18 protein-coding genes are annotated in these 19,223 nt (G+C 71.1%); 13 read left to right on the forward strand and 5 right to left on the reverse strand.

What is annotated here, in order from left to right; genetic code table 11:
• Positions 1 to 60: 60 nt before the first annotated feature.
• From ACLZN2_RS43315 to ACLZN2_RS43325, 3 genes are all read right to left on the reverse strand, one after another.
• Positions 61 to 1,434: an MFS transporter gene (locus ACLZN2_RS43315; protein ID WP_416985281.1), complete on the reverse strand. Its 1,374-nt coding sequence runs from the start codon at positions 1,432 to 1,434 to the stop codon at positions 61 to 63.
• An 83-nt stretch (positions 1,435 to 1,517) separates the two neighbouring features.
• A complete protein-coding gene (locus tag ACLZN2_RS43320) occupies positions 1,518 to 2,093 on the reverse strand; it encodes a carboxymuconolactone decarboxylase family protein (protein WP_416985282.1) in 576 nt (191 codons plus the stop codon).
• Positions 2,090 to 3,439, reverse strand: coding sequence for a hypothetical protein (locus ACLZN2_RS43325; RefSeq protein ID WP_416985283.1), 1,350 nt, complete (start codon positions 3,437 to 3,439; stop codon positions 2,090 to 2,092). The genes ACLZN2_RS43320 and ACLZN2_RS43325 overlap by 4 nt, the downstream gene beginning before the upstream one ends.
• 148 nt (positions 3,440 to 3,587) lie before the next feature.
• On the opposite strand from ACLZN2_RS43325, the gene ACLZN2_RS43330 reads away from it, so the two are divergent.
• The 8 genes from ACLZN2_RS43330 to ACLZN2_RS43365 all read left to right on the forward strand — a co-directional run bounded on the left by ACLZN2_RS43330 (position 3,588) and on the right by ACLZN2_RS43365 (position 12,440).
• Positions 3,588 to 4,424, forward strand: a complete 837-nt coding sequence (locus ACLZN2_RS43330; RefSeq protein ID WP_416985284.1) for an SDR family NAD(P)-dependent oxidoreductase — start codon at positions 3,588 to 3,590, stop codon at positions 4,422 to 4,424.
• A complete protein-coding gene (locus tag ACLZN2_RS43335) occupies positions 4,417 to 5,343 on the forward strand; it encodes an amidohydrolase family protein (RefSeq protein WP_416985285.1) in 927 nt (308 codons plus the stop codon). Before ACLZN2_RS43330 ends, ACLZN2_RS43335 begins: the two co-directional genes overlap by 8 nt.
• Before the next feature lie 100 nt (positions 5,344 to 5,443).
• Positions 5,444 to 6,844: an FAD-binding oxidoreductase gene (locus ACLZN2_RS43340; protein WP_416985286.1), complete on the forward strand. Its 1,401-nt coding sequence runs from the start codon at positions 5,444 to 5,446 to the stop codon at positions 6,842 to 6,844.
• A 60-nt stretch (positions 6,845 to 6,904) separates the two neighbouring features.
• Positions 6,905 to 7,912: an ABC transporter substrate-binding protein gene (locus tag ACLZN2_RS43345; RefSeq protein ID WP_416985287.1), complete on the forward strand. Its 1,008-nt coding sequence runs from the start codon at positions 6,905 to 6,907 to the stop codon at positions 7,910 to 7,912.
• A 2-nt stretch (positions 7,913 to 7,914) separates the two neighbouring features.
• On the forward strand, positions 7,915 to 8,682 hold the full coding sequence (locus ACLZN2_RS43350) for an ABC transporter permease (RefSeq protein WP_416985288.1): 768 nt from the start codon (positions 7,915 to 7,917) through the stop codon (positions 8,680 to 8,682).
• 5 nt (positions 8,683 to 8,687) lie between these two features.
• Complete coding sequence (locus ACLZN2_RS43355) at positions 8,688 to 9,521, forward strand: ABC transporter permease (protein ID WP_416985289.1); 834 nt, start codon at positions 8,688 to 8,690, stop codon at positions 9,519 to 9,521.
• Entirely contained in the window at positions 9,518 to 10,315 is a 798-nt protein-coding gene (locus ACLZN2_RS43360) for an ABC transporter ATP-binding protein (RefSeq protein ID WP_416985290.1), read from the forward strand. The genes ACLZN2_RS43355 and ACLZN2_RS43360 overlap by 4 nt, the downstream gene beginning before the upstream one ends.
• Positions 10,316 to 10,457: 142 nt before the next feature.
• Complete coding sequence (locus ACLZN2_RS43365) at positions 10,458 to 12,440, forward strand: hypothetical protein (RefSeq protein WP_416985291.1); 1,983 nt, start codon at positions 10,458 to 10,460, stop codon at positions 12,438 to 12,440.
• A gap of 173 nt (positions 12,441 to 12,613) precedes the next feature.
• On the opposite strand, the gene ACLZN2_RS43370 is transcribed toward ACLZN2_RS43365, so the two are convergent.
• Together ACLZN2_RS43370 and ACLZN2_RS43375 are read right to left on the reverse strand one after the other, a co-directional pair.
• Positions 12,614 to 13,396: an SDR family NAD(P)-dependent oxidoreductase gene (locus ACLZN2_RS43370; RefSeq protein ID WP_416985292.1), complete on the reverse strand. Its 783-nt coding sequence runs from the start codon at positions 13,394 to 13,396 to the stop codon at positions 12,614 to 12,616.
• Between the two features lie 43 nt (positions 13,397 to 13,439).
• On the reverse strand, positions 13,440 to 14,180 hold the full coding sequence (locus ACLZN2_RS43375) for an SDR family NAD(P)-dependent oxidoreductase (RefSeq protein ID WP_416985293.1): 741 nt from the start codon (positions 14,178 to 14,180) through the stop codon (positions 13,440 to 13,442).
• A 105-nt stretch (positions 14,181 to 14,285) separates the two neighbouring features.
• On the opposite strand from ACLZN2_RS43375, the gene ACLZN2_RS43380 reads away from it, so the two are divergent.
• From ACLZN2_RS43380 to ACLZN2_RS43400, 5 genes are read left to right on the forward strand one after another with little or no spacing between them, the layout of a single operon-like run.
• Positions 14,286 to 15,170 carry a fumarylacetoacetate hydrolase family protein gene (locus ACLZN2_RS43380; protein ID WP_416985294.1) on the forward strand — a complete coding sequence of 295 codons (885 nt, stop codon included), beginning with the start codon at positions 14,286 to 14,288 and terminating at the stop codon, positions 15,168 to 15,170.
• Between the two features lie 7 nt (positions 15,171 to 15,177).
• Positions 15,178 to 15,999, forward strand: a complete 822-nt coding sequence (locus ACLZN2_RS43385; protein WP_416985295.1) for a fumarylacetoacetate hydrolase family protein — start codon at positions 15,178 to 15,180, stop codon at positions 15,997 to 15,999.
• A 30-nt stretch (positions 16,000 to 16,029) separates the two neighbouring features.
• On the forward strand, positions 16,030 to 17,250 hold the full coding sequence (locus tag ACLZN2_RS43390; RefSeq protein WP_416985296.1) for an amidohydrolase family protein: 1,221 nt from the start codon (positions 16,030 to 16,032) through the stop codon (positions 17,248 to 17,250).
• Positions 17,247 to 18,710 carry a carboxylesterase/lipase family protein gene (locus tag ACLZN2_RS43395; protein ID WP_416985297.1) on the forward strand — a complete coding sequence of 488 codons (1,464 nt, stop codon included), beginning with the start codon at positions 17,247 to 17,249 and terminating at the stop codon, positions 18,708 to 18,710. Before ACLZN2_RS43390 ends, ACLZN2_RS43395 begins: the two co-directional genes overlap by 4 nt.
• A gap of 14 nt (positions 18,711 to 18,724) precedes the next feature.
• Positions 18,725 to 19,216, forward strand: a complete 492-nt coding sequence (locus ACLZN2_RS43400) for a carboxymuconolactone decarboxylase family protein (RefSeq protein ID WP_416985298.1) — start codon at positions 18,725 to 18,727, stop codon at positions 19,214 to 19,216.
• The last annotated feature ends 7 nt before the right edge of the window (positions 19,217 to 19,223 follow it).

Below are 19,223 nucleotides of genomic sequence, written 5' to 3' on the forward strand. Positions count from 1 at the left end.
TCCAACACCCGGATTTCTACGCGGCCTTCTTGCTGCCCTGTCGCCTGCCGTGCGGCCTGCTCACGCCACCCGTCGTGTGCCGAAGCCGATCAGCGCGGCCAGTCCGGCCAGGACGGCCACGCTCGTCAGGGCGGCGGGCAGGGAGATCCACTCGGCCATGAACCCGATGGCGGGCGGTCCGAGGAGCATGCCGCCGTAGCCCAGGGTGGAGGCGGTGGCGACCCCGCCGGGGCCGGCCAGGGCGCCCGCGCGTTCGACGGCCACCGGGAAGAGGTTGGCCAGGCCGAGCCCCGCGATCAGATAGCCCAGCAGTGCCGCCCACAGCGCAGGGGCGAGTGAGCCGAGCAGCATCCCGGCCGCCGCGACGGCACCGCCGGCCACCACCGTACGGGTGCGGCCGAGCCGTTCGAGCAGGGTGGTGCCGGTCAGTCGGCCGACGGTCATCGCCAGCGCGAAACACGAGTAGCCGATCGCGGCGGCCCCGGCCGAGGAGCCCAGGTCCTGCCGCAGATGCAGCGCGCCCCAGTCGGCGAGGGCCCCCTCACCGTAGGCCGTGCACAGCGCGATGAGGCCGAAGACGAGGACGAGACGGCGCGTGCGGGGGTCGGGGGTGCGGGTGTCGGGGGTGCGGGTGTCGGGCCGGCGGGCGGCCGCCGACTCCGGGGAGGGCCGCGGCAGTGTCGTGGGGATCGCCGGCCTCTCGGACGCGGGCGGCTCCGCCGACGTGCCCGGCTCCACGGTGGCAGGCGGCTCCGTGGACATGCGGTGTTCCGTCGGGGACGGCGCCCCTGCGGGCGTACGCGCGGCGGCGGCCGTGCCCGAGCCCGCAGGCGTATGCGGCCCTGCGACCGCGTGTGCCCCCGCAGCCGTCGGCGGTGTCAGGCGCAGCAGGGCCGGTCCCGCCGTCGCCGTCACGACCAGGCCGATGATCCCGAGCCCGAGCAGATGGAGGGTGGGGGAGAGCGACCCGGCGACCAGCGCGCCCAGCCCGGCGCCCAGCATGCCGCCCAGGCTGAACGCCGCGTGGAAGGTGGGCATGATCGGCCTGCGCAGGGCCGCGACCAGATCGACGGCGGCGCTGTTGAAGGCGACGTTGATCCCCCCGTACGCGCTGCCGAACACGAGGAGCACGAGGCCTAGGGTGAGGGCGGAGTGGGTGAGCGGGGGCAGCATGACGCCGAGGGAGAGCAGGACGGCACACGCGACCGTGACCGGATGGCTGCCGTAGCGGCGGCAGAGACGCCCGGTCAGGGTCATGGTGATCACTGCTCCGGCGGAGACGCCGAGCAGGGCGAGGCCAAGGGTGCCCGCGGTGGCGTCGGTCTGCTCCTTGATGGCGGGGATGCGGACGACCCAGCCGGCGAAGACGAAGCCGTCGAGGGCGAAGAAGGCGGTGAGGACGATCCGGAGGCGGGTGAGGGTGCGACCCGGCACGGCACTGTGCGTTCGGGTTTTGTTTATTGGCGGCACAAACTCAGGCTAGAGGTGTGCCGGGGGTTCAAACAAGGTGGCGATTCTCAGGGTGGCGGGGCCGGTACGGCGAAAACGCGCAGCTGAACGGCGAGCGTGCTGTAGTAGCCGACCAGTGTCGACAGTTCGAAGAGGGTGCGTTCACCGAGGGCGGCGCGGGCGGTGGCGTACTCCTGCTCGTCGAGGGTGCCGGAGCGGGCGGTGAGCGCGCGGGTGAACGTCCAGGCGGCCCGCTCCGCCGGGTCGGACAGCCCCGGATCCCCGCCCGAGCGCAGCGCCAGCAGCTCGGCCCCGGTCAGGCCCGCCGCGGCGCCGACGCGTTCGTGGGCGTGCCGTTCGAACGCGCTGTCCCAGGCCTGCGCCACGACGAGGATCGCGATCTCACGGATGCGCGAGGTGAGTTCCGTCCGGTAGCGGATGGCGGCACCCAACTCCTGGAGCGAGCGCCCGAGAGCGGGGCTGAGCAGCATGGCGTTGAACGGGCCCAGCAGGCATCCCTCGTCGTCGGCGAGCGCGAAATGCTGTGGCCCGGCGGCGCGCGGACCGCCGGTGATCTCCTCGTACAACTTCCGCTGCTCCGCGTCGAGTTCTGCCGGAGGGAGCAGCCGTAGACGCGGGTTCACCGCACCTCCTCGGCCAGCAGGGCCAGTTCGGCGTCCGTGAGCAGCCGGCCCTCGTGCGCCATCCGTCCGCGGGCCCGGTCGAGTACGTCGTCCAACTGGGCCCGGTCGAGCGCGATGCCCCGCGCCGCCAGTTTGTCGGCGAGGGTGTACGGGCCGCTGTCGGGAGTGAAGGGGACCCGGCGGGCGTTGCCGACCAGGGCGGGCTCCACGCAGTTGTGCAGGAGCGGGTCGATCTCCGTCTCCTGCGTGATGAAGTCCAGTCCGCCCCAGCAGAAGGCGTGGCTGCCGGTGACGGGATGGTTCCAGGCCGTGTGATAACCAGTCAACTTCTCACCCATACGGGCGAGTTCGGTGAGGCGATCGGTCCTGATGCCCGTGCGCACCCCGTACAGCGCCTCGAAGGCGAGAGCCGTCGCCGCCAGGTCGGCGTTGCCGGGGCCGCCGCAGTAGCCGTTGACCGACAGTTCGACGGCGGTGGCGCCCGCGCGGACGGCGGACACCGCGCAGGCGACCGCCAGGCCGAACGTGTTGTGCGGGTGGAGGCCGACCTCCGCCTCGGGGGCGAGGGTACGGGTGAGTCGGACCAGGTGCGCGTACGCCTCGGGGCTCATCGCGCCCGGCCCGTCGAACAGGGTGAGCTCGCTCGCGCCGGCGGCGGCCAGTGCGGTGACCGACTCCTCGTGGCTCTCCTCGGTCGCGTACGACACCATCAGCAGCGGCACGATCACCTCGAGGCCGCGCTCACGGGCGTACGAGACGAGCCGTGCGGCACGGGCCAGTACGGCCGCCCGGTCGCGCGGGGTGTCCTCGGTGCGCCACTCCTCGCCGCGCCAGGCCCGGGCGTACGCCTGCGGCTGGTAGAGCAGCGAGGTCTCGCCGAACGCCTGCACCCACACCTGTACGGCGTCGTAGCCGGCGGCGGCCGCGCGGTCGACGTCCTGCGGGGAACGCATCAGCGGGCACACCACCCGGCACCGCGCGTTCGCCTCCTTGACCAGCTCGACCTCGCCCTTGAGCGCCGCGTCGGTCCGGCCACCGAGCCCGGCCGTGACGACCTCGGCCACCCCGACGGCCACGAGCCCGCGCAGGAACGCCTCCTTCGCCTCGGCGGTCGCGACGACTCCGGGCAGTGTCTCCACCGAGCGCAGGGTCGCGTCCCGTAGTCGCACCGACGCGGGCAGGGAACCCACCACGTCCGTACGGCGGTTGAGCGGGCTCACCGACCAGCGGCCGGGCTCGTGGGCGCCGGGGGCGCGCCGCGCCGCCAGCTCCGCGCGGAAGCGGGCGATCTCCTCGGGCGTGAACACGGGCGGCTTGTCCAGTGGCTCGTCCAGTGGCTTGTCCATGGGCCTCCTTCGGGGTTCCTGTCCCTGTCATGCATATGACCTGTCGACACTATGGGTATTAACTTCGCATCAGAGTCGTAGATGTTTACTTCGTGTCGACACTTGGTTAGAACTGTCGACAGTTTAGCCCTTCGAGCGAGGAGCATCCATGACTCAAGACCTGTCCGACGACCTGCCCGGACCACGGCTCGGCCGTCTCGCGGGCCGGATCGCCGTCATCGGCGGGGCCGGCAGTGTGGGGCCGGGGTGGGGCAACGGCCGTGCCACGGCGGTGATCTTCGCCCGCGAGGGCGCCACCGTCTTCCTGGCCGACCGGGACAAGGAGTCCCTGGAGGCCACCGCGCGGCAGATCCGCGAGGAGGGCGGTACCGCGCACACGGCGGTCCTGGATGTCACCGAAGCCGAGGCCGTCCAGGGCTACTTCGCGGAGTGCGAGCGGCTGGCGGGCCGCATCGACGTGCTCGTCAACAACGTCGGCGGCTCGCGGCCCGGCGGTGCGGTCGAGCTCAGCCTGGAGGACTGGGACAACCAGCTGCGCACCAACCTCACCAGTGCCTTCCTCGCCTGCAAGTACGCCGTGCCCGCCATGCGGCGCGCAGGCGGCGGCGCCATCGTCAACACCGCCTCCGCGTCCGGGCTGCGCTGGACCGGCGCCGCACAGGTGGGGTACGCGGCGGCCAAGGCCGCGGTCATCCAGCTCTCCCGGGTCACCGCCGTGGAGTACGCGCCGGACGGCATCCGCGTGAACACCGTCGTGCCCGGTCAGTTGCACACGCCGATGGTGGAGGCGCGGCTCGCTCGTCAGCGCGCGGGCGGCGACGTGGAGAAGCTGCTCGCCCAGCGGCAGGCACGGATCCCGCTCGGCTTCATGGGTGACGGCCGCGACACGGCGTACGCGGCGCTCTTCCTCGCCTCCGAGGAGGCGCGCTTCGTCACCGGCACGGAGATCGTCGTCGACGGTGGAATGACGGCGCGCTGTGACTGAACACGCCGTCCACGAAACGGAGTTGGTGCCCTCCCCGGGATGCCCCCCGCCGCACCCCTCCCCCCGGACCCCGTCCCTGGCACTCCCCGGGGACAGCTGCGACGCCCACTGCCACATCCTCGGGCCCGCCGACGTCTTCCCCTACGCCCCGGACCGCACCTTCACGCCCCTGGACGCGCCCAAGGAACAACTGCGGGCCCTGCACGCTCACTTGGGCATCAGCCGCGCGGTGATCGTGCAGTCGTCCTGCCACGGCTACGACCACGCCGTCCTGCTGGACGCCCTGCGCGCCGGTGAGGGCCGGTTGCGGGGCGTGGCACTGATCGGCGAGCGCAGTACCCGGGCCGAGATCGAGGAGCTGCACCGGGCCGGCGTACGCGGATTCCGGCTCAACTTCCTGCCGCATCTGCGCACTCCGCCCACCCGTGACGAGATCGACGCGGTGCTGGAACGCGTCGAGGGCCTCGGCTGGGCCGCCCAACTCCACGTCAGGGGCGCGGAGATCGCCGTTCTGGAAGACCTCGTGCGTGCCCTCCCCGGCAGGGTGGTCGTCGACCACATCGGACGCGTCGACCTGGCGGCCGGCCACGACAGCCCGGCGCTGCGCAGTCTGCGTGCCCTGCTCGACAGCGGGAACGTGTGGGTGAAGGTCAGTGGTGTCGACCGGGTCTCCCGGCAGGGGCCGCCGTACGCCGACGCGGTGGCGCTGGCCGCCTCCCTGGTGGCGTACGCCCCGGAGCGGGTCGTATGGGGAACCGACTATCCGCACGTCAACATCACCGGCGAAGCCCCCGACGACGGCCTGCTCGTCGACCTCGTGGAGCACATAGCGCCCGATCCGGCACATCTCAGGCGGCTGATGGTCGACAACCCCGCGGAACTCTTCGACTTTCCGCCCGCTCACCGGACCGATTCCTAGTGTCGGCAGAAACCCACAGGTTTTTCCCTGTCCCATCCCTTGAAGGCCAAAAGTGTCGACAGTAGTGTCCCGACTCGAACCCCGCGAGAGGAGGACCGCCATGGCTGTGCCGCCCCCCGAAAGGCTGCTCAGGCGCGGCGAGGCCGCGTACGAACAGGCCCGGCTCGACGCCGTCTGGAACGAGCGCAAGCCCCACCGGTACCCCGACGTCATCGTGCTCGCCGCCGACGAGCAGGACGTGGTGGCCGCCGTACGGCTCGCCCGCAGCGAGGGGCTCACCATCGGGATCCGCTCCGGCGGGCACAGCTGGGTGGGCAACGGGGTGCGCGACGGCGGCATGCTGCTCGATCTGTCCCGGCTGCAGGACATCACCGTCGACCCCGCCACCCGCACAGCCTCGGTCCAGCCCGCGGTCAAGGGGCCCGCCCTGCTCGAACAACTGGCTCCACACGGCTTGTTCTTCCCCGCGGGCCACGCGCCCACCGTCGGCATCGGAGGTTTCCTCCTCGGCGGCGGCTACGGCTGGAACTCCCGCCGGCTCGGCCCCGCCTGCATGAGCATCCGCGCGATCGACGTCGTCCTCGCCGACGGCACCCTCGTGCACGCCACCGACGCCACCCACCCCGACCTGCTGTGGGCGGCGCGGGGCAGCGGCCCCGGCTTCTTCGGCGTGGTCACCCGCTTCCACCTCACCGCGCACGACCTGCCCCAGCGGTTGCTGCGGACCGTGCACAGCTATCCGCTGGAGCTGCGCGACGAGGTGCTGGCCTGGTCGTACGACACCCTCGAACTCCTCGCACCCGAAGTGGAGTTCTCGGCCAAGGTGGGGTGGGGGTCTGGGGGCTTGCCCCCAGAAAAGCACAGCACGCCAGGGCTGGACCGGCAGACGGTCTCCGTCACCGCCACCGCGTTCTGCGAGGGCGACGACAACCCCTTCGCCCCGCTGGAGGACGCCCCCTTCCGCGACCGCGCGATCCGTGCGCTCGTCGCGCGGGAGTCCAGCATGGCGGCGCTGTACGAGCACGCCGACCGGCTGACCCCACCGGGCATGCGCTGGGCGCTCGACGGGATCTGGACCGACGAACCCGTGGACAAGGTCCTGGACGCCGCCCGGCCGCTGTTCGACACCATCCCCGACACCACCAGTCACGTCCTGTGGATGCTCTGGGGCGGCTATCCGCAGCGCCCGGACGCCTGCTGGTCCAGCCAGGCCAAGCTGTACCTCTCGCCCAACGCGGGCTGGACCGACCCGGCCGAGGACCTCGCCCACGAGCGGTGGGCCCACGGCCGGCTCGCCGACCTCCAACACCTGTCGGCGGGGCTGCAGTTCTCCGACAACAACCTCGCCGACCGCTTCGACCACGGGCTCAGCCCCGCCAACGCCGCGCGCCTGGAGGAGATCCGGGCCGTGTACGACCCCGAGGGCCGCTTCCGCACCTACATGACCCCCGGGGAATCCACCACCGCCTACGCCGCCGCGGGACACGCGCGGACGCAGTAGCTCGCACCAGCCGGCCTGAACCCGACTGGTTCGTACGTGAGTCATCAAGGAGAGCCGTTCATGGAAACCTCGAGAACCCCGCGGCGTCGTGGCATCGTCGTCCTGTCCGCACTGGTCGTCACCGCCTCGCTCACCCTCACCGCCTGCGGTGGCGACGCCGCCGGTGACACCACCGCCGACGGCAAGGCCAAGGTCACCGTCCTGCGCTCCAACGGCGCCATCTTCGAGCCGCTCTACATAGCCGAGCAGCAGGGCTACTTCAAGTCCGCGGGGCTCGACGTCACGATCAAGGCCGGAGCCCAGGACACCTCGCAGAACGCGCCGTCCGTCCTCAACGGCGAGGCCCAGTTCGCGATGACGGACAGCTCCGGCTTCCTCAAGGGCGCCGCCCAGGACATGCCCATCCGGATCGTGACCGGCCTGCAGTCCGCGACGACGAAGACGGACCCCACCGACGGACTGCTGGTCAAGAAGGACAGCAAGATCGAGTCCTTCGCGGACCTGGAGGGCAAGACCGTCGGCATCTCCGCGCTCGGCGGCACCATCCAGTTCATCTGCGAGTACCTGGTGCAGAAGGCCGGCGGCGACCCGTCCAAGGTCAAGTTCGTGGCCCTGCCGACGACTTCGCTGACCGACGCGGCCACCTCCGGCAAGACCGACGCGATCTTCTCCTTCGGCCCGTTCTACTTCGCCGGCAAGGACAGCGGACTGCGCTCCATCGGCAACGGCATGAACGACGTGCCCGGCATGGTCCAGGGCCTGCTGTTCTCCAGCCAGGAGTACCTGGCGAAGAACTCCGGCACGGCCAAGAAGTTCATCGACGCCGTCGCCAAGGCCATCGACTACGCCAACGCTCACCCCGAGGCCGTCAAGGCCATCGACAAGAAGTACACCCAGGTGCCCGCCGACTTCATCGACAAGCACGACACCAACTACTACGACAAGAACCTCAACACCACCGTGATGCGCACGGTGATCACGAAGATGCACGAGTTCGACCTGCTCGACAAGGAGCCCAAGGACGACGCCCTCTACTGGGACCAGGCCCCGACCTCGGCCGGGGAGTAGCGGTGCTCAAGGTCCGTCTGCTCCAACTGGGCGCGCTCGCCGCCGTGCTGGCGCTCTGGGCGCTCATCACCGCGGTTGGCGTGGTCAGTTCGACCGCGCTGCCGGGACCGCGCGCCGTGCTGGTCGCCCTCGGCGACCTCCTCGGCAGCGGCGCCTTCTGGCAGGCGGTGGGGGAGACCCTGCGCGGCGCGGTCACCGGACTGCTCGTGGCGATCGCCGTGGGCATCCCGGTCGGCCTGCTCACCGGCGTGTACCAGGCGGCCGAGGAATCCTCCCGGCTGCTCCTGGAGATCCTCCGCTCCTTCCCGGTGATCGCCCTGCTCCCGGTGTTCCTGCTGGTCCTCGGCTCCACCCCGGGCATGAAGGCCACGGTCGTCTTCATCGCCTGCGTCTTCCCGGTGCTGCTCCAGGCCCAGTACGGGGCGCGGGCCGTGAGCCAGGCCGTCCATGAGACCGTGCGCAGTTACCGCATTCCGAGGCTGCTGCGGCTGCGCCGGGTGGTCCTGCCGGCCGCGGTCCCGTCCATCACGACGGGCCTGCGGCTGGCAGCGACCACCTCGGTCCTGGTCGCCATCGGCGTCGAGGTGCTCACCACGCTCCCCGGCATCGGTCACATGATCATGGAGTCGCAGCAGGCGGGCGCCTCCGCCCGGGCCTACGCCTACATCCTCACCGCCGGGGCCATCGGATACACGATCACGCTGCTCGCGCAGTTCGCCGAGCACCGGCTGCTGCGCTGGCGTCCGCCGACCCGGGCCGGAGAGGAGTGAGCCGCGTGCCCTGGAAACCGATACTCCGTCAACTCTGGCTGCCTCTACTGGTGTTCGTCGTCCTGCTGGTGACGACGGCCGGCAGCACCAGCTTCTACTTCCCCCCGCTCACCGAGGTCCTCGCCGCCCTGTGGCGCGAGCTGGTGGACGGCGACCTCGTCGGCGATCTGCTGTTCAGCCTCCGCAACATCCTCTGCGGCCTCGCGATCGCCACCGTGGTCGGTGTGGGCGCCGGGCTGGTCATCGGCGAGATCCGCACCCTGCGCCTGGCGACCGGCCCGCTCCTCGACTTCGCCCGCGCCACCCCCACCGTGGGCTTCGTGCCCGTCATCATCCTCACCCTGGGCATCGGCTCCGGACCGAAGATCTTCCTGATCTTCCTCGGCTCGGTCTGGCCGATCCTGCTCAACACCGTCAGCGGCGTCCAGGCCATCGGCCCGGCCGTCCACGAGACCGCGCGCAGCTACCGCATCCCCTGGCCGCTCCGGCTGCGCCGCGTGATCCTGCCCGGCGCGCTGCCGCAGATCCTCGCGGGCATCCGGGTCGCCCTGTCCGTCGCCGTCGTCCTCATGGTCGTGAGCGAGATCTACGGCTCACCCGTCGGCCTCGGCAACTTCATCCTGCAGAGCGGCTCCAGCTTCCATGTCGCCGAGACCTGGGCCGGCACCATCCTGATCGGCGTCCTCGGCTATGGCCTGAGCGTGCTGCTCCTGCTGGTCGAGCACCGCCTCCTGGGCTGGTACCACCAGCGCGCCCCCCGAGTGCGCTCACCACGCCCCGTCCCGGCCGGGGCCACCGACAGCACCGACAGCGTCAAGAGCAACGGAGTCGTCGTATGACACGCGGATCGAGCCTGCACGTCGAGGACCTCGGCATGTGCTTCGGCCAGGGACCGCAGCAGCACCGGGTCCTCGACGGACTGTCCCTGCGCGTGGACCCGGGGGAGTCGGTGTGCCTGGTCGGCCCGTCCGGCGCCGGCAAGACGACCCTGCTGCGCTGCCTCGCCGGACTGACCAGGCCCACCTCCGGCCGGGTCCGGTACGGCGACCAGCAGCTGACCGAGCCGCACGCCGACATCGCCGTGGTCTCCCAGGACTACCGCGGCTCCCTGCTGCCCTGGCTGCGCGTCTGGGACAACGTCGCCTTCCCGCTCCAGGGCCGGGGCGTGAAGAAGGCCGTCCGCAGGCAACGCGCGCTGGAGTGCCTGGAAGCCGTCGGCCTCCTCGACGTCGGCGACAAGTATCCGTGGCAGCTCTCCGGTGGTATGCAGCAGCGGGTGGCCATCGCGCGCGGACTGGCGTACGACGCCCCGGTGCTCCTCATGGACGAGCCGTTCGGGTCGGTGGACGCCCAGTCCCGGTTCGAACTGGAGGACCTCACGCTGGAGTTGCGCCGTCGGCTCGGCATCACCGTGGTCGTCGTCACCCACGACATCGACGAGGCCGTCTACCTCGGCGACCGGGTCGTCGTCCTCGGCGGGAAGCCGACGGCCGTGCTCGACACGCTCACCATCCCGCTCGGCACCGACCGCGACCAGCTCACCACCCGGTCCGACCCCCGCTTCGCCGAACTGCGCACCAGAGTCCTGGCGTTGATCCGGGGCGAGATCGAACTGGCGCCCCGCGCGGTCTGACCCACCGCGCGCTCCCCCTCACAGACCCACCCCCCTCCACCGGCCGACGCCACGCGTCGGTCCGGCCTGCCCGAAAACAGTCCGAATCCCCCGGACGACCCCCTGCACCCCCGACCGAACACTGAGAACAAGGGAGTTCACCGTGACACACACCACCAGCAGGCAGGGCCCCGAGCTCAGCTACCGGAACCGCCCCCGCGCCCTGCTCGTGGCGGTGGCCGCCGCCTTCGCGCCCACCCTCGCCGCCCCGGCCGTCGCCCACGCGGCGACGACCAAGGCCGGCAAGCGGATCACCGTGGCCTCCGGCGAGACCCTGGAACTGACCGAGACCACGACGGCAAGCGTCCTGACCATCGCGGAGGGCGGCGTCATCACCGTCCCCGACGGCTACAGCCTGACCCTCACCGTGAACGGCGTGGAGACCGGCAGCGCCCTGGCCGAACTCACCGACGGCTACGGCGGCGCCGCCACCGCGATCGCCGCCGGCACCTACCGCGGCACGATCATCCTCACGGTCGCCGAGGCCAACGACCTCGCCTACGACGACCTCACCTTCCCCTTCCGCCAGGCCATCTACATCGACGCCGACGGGGTCGACGAGGCCAAGTCGGTCCCCTCCGACGTGCGCGGCGGCACCATCACCGACACCGAGGCCTCCAACATCCAACTCCTGTCCAACGGCGAGGCGTTCAACGGCGTCTACGTCACCGGCGGCGGCAGCTACACGCTCACCAACCCGAAGATCGCCTTCGACGGCAACGGCCGCTGCGACTTCATCGGCTACGGCGCCTCGGTCGTCGGCACCGGTGACGGCACCACCCTCGTCCTGGACGGCGCCACCATCAGCAACGTCGGTGTCGTCCGCACCGCGGTCATCGCCGACGCCACCGCCAACGTGATCGTCAAGAACTCCACCCTGCACTGCGCCGACGGCGTCGTCCCCGACGAGTACCCGACGGCGGGCACCGGCGACACCCGCTACATGATCACCGTGCCGTGGATGCTGGGCCTCTCCGGCAACGTCCGCACCACCAACCTGCTCGGTGCGAGCACCCGCGCCTCGTACATCAACTCCACGATCTCCTCGGAGAAGTGGGGCGCGCTCTCCGTCGACGGCGGCAGCTACTGCACCCTCACCGCCATCAACAGCACCATCGCCAACACCGGCGGCCAGGGCTACGGTTCGTACGCCATCGGCAACGTGACCGAGCACTTCCTCGGCTGCACCTTCGACGTCGGCGACTACGCCCTCATCCACTGGGGCGCGTCGGCGCACTACGGCGACAGCACCGCGGACGCCGTGGCCGACCTGAACGACTCCCTCGAAATCGGGCTCACCAGCGCCGAGTTGAGCGCGCTCGACGAGAAGTCGACCGTCGTCAACTCCGGCCGGTTCATGGTCCTGTGGTACGCGGCGGGGTCCGTGACCATCGACGGCGGCACCGAGGTCAACACCGGTGAGACCACCTTCATGTGCAAGGCGGTCGCGGGTTCGGTCACCGTGGACGGCTCCGAGGGCGCGACCATCAGCGCCGGCAACGGCGTGATCTTCCAGCTGATGGACACCGACCGCCCGAGCAGCGTCTCGGTGTCCGGCAAGGCATGGAAGACCGAGACGATCGGTACCTACACCGAGCCGAGCGGATCGCCGACCAAGTCGTCGAGCTGGGTCACCACCAGCTCGCAGTCCACCGACGCCAAGGGCACCTTCACCGACATCGAGCTGACCGGTGACTTCTACAACTCCGTCTGGGGCGGCGGCAACGCGAGCCTCCAGGGCCAGAACCTCAGCCTCTCCTTCACCCGCTCCTCGATCGAGGGCGTGATCTCCGCGAGCACGGCCAAGCACAGCGTCTCCACCATCACCTCGGCCGAGTACCGCGAGATCAGCGAGGTCACCAACACCCCGAGCGCGGTCGTCAACAACGGCGTCCTCGTCACCCTGGGCACCGGCTCCAGCTGGACGGTCACCGGAACGTCGTACCTGAGCGCCCTCACCCTGGCCTCGGACGCGACGGTCACCGCCCCGTCCGGCAAGACGGTCACCCTGACGGTCAACGGCACCGCCACCACCCTCAAGGCGGGCACCACGTACACGGGCGCCGTCACCCTGACGGTGGCGTAACCACACATGAACCGGCCCCCGGGATGCGAACCAGTTCCCGGGGGCCGGCGTTTGTGTGTGGGGGGCGCAGCCGCCCCCCAGGGGCGCGGGGCTGTATCAATATGCGGCTCCGCCGCGTGGGCGCGACCAGCCCCCACGGACCCGCAGCCGAAAGCGCACCCCCTCGCGGAGCGCTACGCTCCGATCATGTTGTAGCCCCCGTCCGCCACCAGGAACCCACCGGTGATGTGGTTCGCGTCCTCCGTCGCCAGGAAGAGCGCCGCTCCCGCAAGCTCCTCAGGCCCCGGGATCCGACCCATCGGCGTAGCTGCCCGCAGGGCATCCCCGCGCCCGCCCTTCCAGTCCTCGCGCCCCAGCGTCGCGGCCGTCTCGATGAACCCCGGCGCGAACACGTTCACCCGCACCGCCGGCGCGAAGGCATGCGCGTACGACTTGGTCAGCCCGATGATCCCGTACTTGGCGGCCGCGTACTGCGGAGCCCGCGCACTGCCCCGTACGACGACCGTGGAGCCGATGTTGACGATGGCGCCGCCGCCCTCCTGCTCCAGCATCCGCGCCCCGAACTCATGGGTGCACAGCAGCGTGCCCTTGACGTCGACGGCGAGGACGTGGTCGATGGACTCCTCGCTGATGTTCCGCCAGGACATCTGCTCGCGGGCCACGTCACCGACGTTGTTGACCGCGACGTCGAGGCGCCCGAAGTGCCCCCACACCTCGTCGGCGAGGCGCTTGATCTGGTCGTGCTCGGCGATGTCGGCCTGGACGAGGACCGCCTTGCGGCCCAGCGCCGTGATCCGCTCGGCCGTCGCCTCCGCACCCTCGCGCGAACCGCGGTAGTGGACGGCGATGTCGGCGCCCTCCATCGCGGCCCGTACGGCGATCTCGGCGCCGAATCCGGTACCCGCGCCGGTGACGAGGACGGTCTTGCCGGCGAACCGTTCGGGGACGGGGTTCATGAGCTGGTCTCCGTTCGTGAAGTCTGGGGTGTGGCAGGGCAGTTCATACGAGGGTCCGCCCGCCGTCGGCGTACAGCACCTGTCCGGTGACGAAGGCGGACTCGGCGGAGGCGAGGAAGAGCACCGGCCCGGTGAGGTCCTCGGGGCGGCCGAGACGTCCGGCGGGCACCAGGGACTCCAGGGAGTCACGGACGCCGGGGCGGGCCAGGTAGTCGCGGGTCAGGTCGGTCTCGGTGTAGCCGGGCGCGACCGCGTTGACGGTGACCCCGTCGGCGGCCCACTCGCGGGCCATCACCCGCATCAGCTGGTTCACCCCGCCCTTCGTCGCCGCGTACGGCGCGTGGTCCCGGTGGGCGAGCAGCCCGGAGACGGAGGAGAGGTAGACGATCCGCCCGTAGCCGCGCGGCACCATCACCGCCCCGGCCGCCCGGCCCAGCCAGAACGCACTGTTGAGGTTGACCGCGAGCAGCCGCTCCCAGACCTCGTCCGGTGTCTCGAGGACCGGTCTGCGGTCGTTCACGCCCACCGCGTGGACGAACACGTCCAGCCCGCCCAGCAGTTGTACCGCCTCCTCGACCGCCCCCCGGCAGGCGCCGGCCGAGGTGAGGTCGGCCACCAGGCCGGTCACCCCGTCCTGGGCGATCTCGTCGAGCCGGTCCTTGTCCACGTCGAGGACGACCACGTCCGCGTACGCCTCGGCCAGTGCCCGGGCCACCGTCGCGCCGATCCCGCCGGCTCCGGCGATCAAGGCGCGGGTACCCGCGAAGTCCCACGTTGTCCGCATGCCCGGACGGTAAGCCACGCTCCGCTTTTGTGTCCACACTTCGCGCACCTCTTGACGGTCTTCCGTGTGATCGGCAGGCTGAGTGTCGACAGTTAGGGAGGTCTAATGAAGCTGGTGACGTTCGACGCGGGACCGGAGGCGGGGCTGGTGGGCCGGCTCGACGGGGACACCGTCGTGGAGCTGGAGGTGCCGTCCACCCGGGTGTACTTCGAGTGGGAGGGGCGGGTCCCCGAGACGAGGCGGACGTTCGCCCTCGACGGCGTACGACTGCGGGCACCCATCGTGCCGAAGAAGTTCTTCCACACGGCCGGCAACTTCCGTGAGCACCACGAGGACCTGGTCCGCGTCGACTGGTCCCACCCCGTCAACAAGGGCATCGTGTTCTTCCAGAACGTCGACGCGATCATCGGCCCCGACGAGCCGATCGTGTACCCGGCGAACCTCACCCGCGAGCTCGACTACGAACTCGAACTCGCCGTCGTCATCGGCAAACCGGGCCGCTTCTTCTCTGCCGAGCAGGCCGCCGAACACATCGCGGGCTACCTCGTCTTCAACGACATCACCGCCCGTGACATCCAGCGCAAGGAGATGGAGTCCGGGGTCTTCTCCTTCTCCAAGGCGATCGAGACGTTCTGCCCGATCGGGCCGTACATCGTCACCGCCGACGAGATCGACGACCCGCACGACCTCGACATGGAGCTCCGGGTCAACGGGGACGTCCGGCAGAAGTCCAACACCGCCCGGATGTCGGTGTCGATCCCGCAGCTGGTCGCCTACCACTCCCCGCAGACGTACAGCGCCGGCGACCTGATCACCACCGGCACCATCGCGGGCGTGGCCGCGAGCACCGAGGACCCGTTCGCCAACTACCTCAAGCCCGGTGACGTGGTCGAGGCGGAGATCGAGGGCCTCGGGGTGCTCCGCAACCGGGTGCTCTCCTGGCGGGACGCGTACGGCACCGTGGAGCCGCCCGCGGAAAACTGGGTGTGAGCGGCCGATGCGTATCGCACGACTCGCGGGCCGTACCGTGCTGCTGACCGAGGACGGAGCCCTCGACATCCCCGCCGCCTTCGAGGGGCGGCTGTTCGACCGCTGGGACGAGCTGCTCGACTGGTCCAGGGACGCCACAGGGGGGCGCCCCTACGACGAGTCCGAGCTCGAAGCGCCCGTCCCGGCCCCCCGGCAGATCTTCGCCGTCGCCCTCAACTACCGCCCCCACACCGCCGAGGCGGGCTACGAGGAACCCGAGGTCCCCCTCGTCTTCACCAAGTTCCCGACCTGCCTCACCGGCCCGTACGCCACCGTCGAGCTGCCGCCCGGACATGTCGACTGGGAGCTGGAGCTGGTGGCGGTCATCGGCCGCGAGGCGCGCCGGGTGCCGGTGGAGAAGGGCTGGGAGCCGGTCGTGGCGCTCACCGTGGGCCAGGACCTCTCCGAGCGTATCGCCCAACTCGCGGGCCGCCCCGCCCAGTTCTCGCTCGCCAAGTCGCATCCGGGCTTCGGCCCCATCGGCCCCGCCCTGGTCGGCCTCGACGAGATCCCCGACCGCGACGACCTCGAACTGACCTGCACGCTGAACGGCGAGGCCGTCCAGCACGACCGCACCGGCAACATGATCTTCCCGATCCCTCGACTGGTGTCGTACCTCAGCGAGTTCTGCACCCTGCTGCCCGGCGACCTGATCTTCACGGGCACCCCGGCCGGCGTCGGCAACCGCCGCACCCCCCAGCGGTTCCTGGCACCCGACGACGAACTGGTCAGCCGTATCGGGGGAGTCGGCGAGATGCGGCACCGCTTCCGGAAGGCGACCACGGCATGAAGGCAATCACGGCATGAAGGCGACCACGGCATGACCCGTACCCTGTTCACCGACGTCCAGGTCTTCGACGGCACCGGACGCGACCCCTTCCCGGCCCAGGTCCTCGTGGAGGACGGCCGGATCGCCGAGGTCTCCGACCGGCTCCCGCGCGACCTGCGGACCGACGCCCGGGTGATCGACGGGGGTGGCGGCACCCTGCTCCCCGGACTCGTGGACGCCCACGCCCACCTCGGCTTCGGCTCCACCGTCGAGCACCTCTCGCGCCGCCGCGACGAACCGGACGAGGAGAAGGCGCTGCTCGTCGCCCACGCCGGCCGTGTCCTCCTCGACCACGGCATCACCAGCGCCTACTCGGGCGGCAACCGGCTCCCCGGCACGGAGACCGCCGCCCGCAAGGCCTTCGCCGAGGGCTGGATGCCGGGACCGCGCCTGAAGGCCGCCTCCTGGGAGGGCACGGCCGGCATGGTCGAGCCCGGCGTCTACGACTTCCCGGGCGTCGAAGGCCGGTCCTCCGACCCGGAGTCGGTGTCCCGCTTCGTCGCCGACATGGCCGAACTCGGCGTCGACATCGTCAAGTTGTCCCTGTCGGGGGAGAGCGCGGTCGTCCAGGGCACCTCCCGGATCGTCCAGTTCACTGACGAGGAGGTGGCCGCCGCGGCCGCAACCGCCGACAAGCACGGCGTGTGGCTCACCGCGCACGCCCATGCCGCCGAGTCCGTCAAGATGGCCGTACGGCACGGCATCAGGGCCGTCTACCACTGCACCTTCGCCGACGAGGAGGCCCTCGACCTCCTCGAAGCCGCCCGCGACCGGATCTTCGTCGCCCCGACCCCCGGCATCATCCACGCCAACCTCCACGAGGCCGGCAGCGAACCCGAGCCGGGCATGGAGGTCGAGGCGACGGCGGCGGCCGTACGCGAGGTGGTGCCGGAACTCGTCCGGCGGGGCGTACGGGTCCTGCCCGGCGGCGACTACGGCTTCCCGTGGAACCCGGTCGGCCGCAACCTGCGCGACCTGGAACTGTTCGTCGACTGGTTCGGCTTCACCCCGGCCGAGGCCCTGCGCGCCGCCACCCAGTACGGCGGACAGATCATGGGCATGGGCGACGAACTCGGCCTCGTCCGGCCCGGGTTCCTCGCCGACCTCGTCCTCGTCGACGGTGAACCGCTGGAGGAGATCGCCCTCCTCCAGGACCGCGACCGGCTGACGGCGATCATGAAGGACGGCCTGCTCCACAAGGTGCCCGCGTGATCCGGACCAGGACGGGCAGCGGGCGGCTCGTGGGGGAGTGGCAGGGCGGTGTCGCGGTGTTCCGGGGCATCCCCTTCGCCGAGCCGCCCGTCGGCGATCTGCGCTGGCGACCTCCCCGGCCCGCCGCGCGCTGGGACGGCGAGCGGCGCGCGTACGACTTCGGACCGGCCCCCCTCCAGCCCCAGCCCCCACGCGATTCGATCATGTACCACACCAACTTCGCCGACCGGCGGGCCCTGGTGATGAGCGAGGACTGCCTCTACCTCAACGTCTGGACCCCCGACCCGGCGCCCGGCACCGCACTGCCGGTGATGGTCTGGATCCACGGCGGGGGCAACCGCTACGGCCACGGCGGGCAGGAGATCCACGACGGCGCCGCGATGGCCGGGCGCGGCCTCGTCGTGGTCACCCTGAACCACCGGCTCGGCGCCCTCGGCTTCCTCGCCCACCCCGAACTGGCCGCCGAGGACGAGCTGGGCGCCTCCGGCAACTACGGGCTGCTCGACATCGTCGCCGCCCTGACCTGGGTGCGGGAACACATCACGGCCTTCGGTGGCGACCCGGACCGGGTGACCCTCGCCGGCAACTCCGCCGGGGCCGCCCATATCTGCCACCTCATGGCGTCACCGGCGACCCGCTCCCTGTTCCGCGCGGCGCTCGGCCAGAGCGCCTCGGGCATCGGCCGAGCCGAGGGCCCCCTCGCCGACCAGGCGGAGGCCCAGAAACAGGGACTGCGGTGGGCGCAGGCGTTCGGCGACCGCGATCTCGCGGGACTGCGGCGGCTGGACGGGGTGGAACTGGTCCTCCGGGGCCACTTCGGACCGGTCGTCGACGGCCGGGTCCTCACCGAGCCGACCGACACGGTCTTCGCGGCCGGACGACAGCACGCGGTGCCGCTCCTCGTCGGCAGCAACACCGACGAGGGCTCCGTGTACACGACCCTGGACGTGCTGCGCCGACTCCCGGTGGAACCGGGCACCGACGAGGTGTACCCCGTACGGGACACGGAGGAGGCCCGCCGCACGGCCCGCCGGTTCACCGGCGAGAGCCGCTTCACCTACCCGGTCTGGCACTGGGCCACGGCCCATCGGGGGACCGCGCCGACCTGGCTGTACCGCTTCACCCGCACACCCCCGCTGCCCGAGGACCTGCCCCTGGCACCCCCACGGGACGGCCTGCCGGGATACGGCGTCCACCACACCGCCGAACTCCCGTACAGCCTGGACACCTTGCACTGCCGCCCCTGGCCCTGGACCGACACCGACCGCGAACTGGCCCGCACGATGGCCGACGCCTGGGCGCGCTTCGTCGAGACGGCCGACCCGAACGGGGGCGAGCTGCCGTCCTGGCCCGCCTTCACCGGGGACGAGGTCATGGTCCTCGGCGAGCACGTGGCACTCGGGTCCGTCGAACGCCCCGAGGCGATGCGGCTGTTGGCCGACTGCGTCCGCCCTCTGTGAAAGGACTTCCCCGCATGGCACGACTTCCCGACACCGAGGGCACCGGCGAGATCTCCGCCCGTGTCCGCGACCGCCGGGGCGGCGATCTGCGTCCCCTCGACCGGATGCTGCTGCACAGCCCCCAGCTCGCCGACGGCTGGAACACGCTCCTGGGCGCCATCAGAGGGCGGCTCCACCTGTCCCCGGACATCCGTGAATCGGTGATCCTGAGGATCGCGGTCCTCAACCGCGCCCCGTACGAATGGACCGCACACGAGCCCGAGGCACGGCGGGCCGGGCTCGGCGACGCGGAACTCACCGAACTCAGCCGTGAGAAGCCCGAACTCGACGCCCGGATGTCGCGGGTCATCTCCTACACCGATGCGATGACCCGCGACATCCACGTCCCCGACGAGCTGTTCGACGCCCTCCGCGCCGACTTCACGGACGCGGAGCTGGTCGAACTGACGGCGACCGTCGCGGCGTACAACATGGTGTCCCGTTTCCTGGTCGCCCTGGACATCTAGCCGGCCT

The organism is Streptomyces sp. T028 (assembly GCF_048159505.1).
Lineage (GTDB): Bacteria > Actinomycetota > Actinomycetes > Streptomycetales > Streptomycetaceae > Streptomyces.

Excerpts from the sequence above, each read along its gene's own strand:
- ACLZN2_RS43360 (WP_416985290.1), top strand. The coding sequence starts at position 9,518 with ATGACACGCGGATCGAGCCTGCACGTCGAGGACCTCGGCATGTGCTTC.
- ACLZN2_RS43400 (WP_416985298.1), top strand. The coding sequence starts at position 18,725 with ATGGCACGACTTCCCGACACCGAGGGCACCGGCGAGATCTCCGCCCGT.
- ACLZN2_RS43375 (WP_416985293.1), bottom strand. The coding sequence starts at position 14,180 with ATGCGGACAACGTGGGACTTCGCGGGTACCCGCGCCTTGATCGCCGGA.
- ACLZN2_RS43370 (WP_416985292.1), bottom strand. The coding sequence starts at position 13,396 with ATGAACCCCGTCCCCGAACGGTTCGCCGGCAAGACCGTCCTCGTCACC.
- ACLZN2_RS43330 (WP_416985284.1), top strand. The coding sequence starts at position 3,588 with ATGACTCAAGACCTGTCCGACGACCTGCCCGGACCACGGCTCGGCCGT.
- ACLZN2_RS43380 (WP_416985294.1), top strand. The coding sequence starts at position 14,286 with ATGAAGCTGGTGACGTTCGACGCGGGACCGGAGGCGGGGCTGGTGGGC.
- ACLZN2_RS43325 (WP_416985283.1), bottom strand. The coding sequence starts at position 3,439 with ATGGACAAGCCACTGGACGAGCCACTGGACAAGCCGCCCGTGTTCACG.
- ACLZN2_RS43340 (WP_416985286.1), top strand. The coding sequence starts at position 5,444 with ATGGCTGTGCCGCCCCCCGAAAGGCTGCTCAGGCGCGGCGAGGCCGCG.
- ACLZN2_RS43345 (WP_416985287.1), top strand. The coding sequence starts at position 6,905 with ATGGAAACCTCGAGAACCCCGCGGCGTCGTGGCATCGTCGTCCTGTCC.
- ACLZN2_RS43390 (WP_416985296.1), top strand. The coding sequence starts at position 16,030 with ATGACCCGTACCCTGTTCACCGACGTCCAGGTCTTCGACGGCACCGGA.
- ACLZN2_RS43385 (WP_416985295.1), top strand. The coding sequence starts at position 15,178 with ATGCGTATCGCACGACTCGCGGGCCGTACCGTGCTGCTGACCGAGGAC.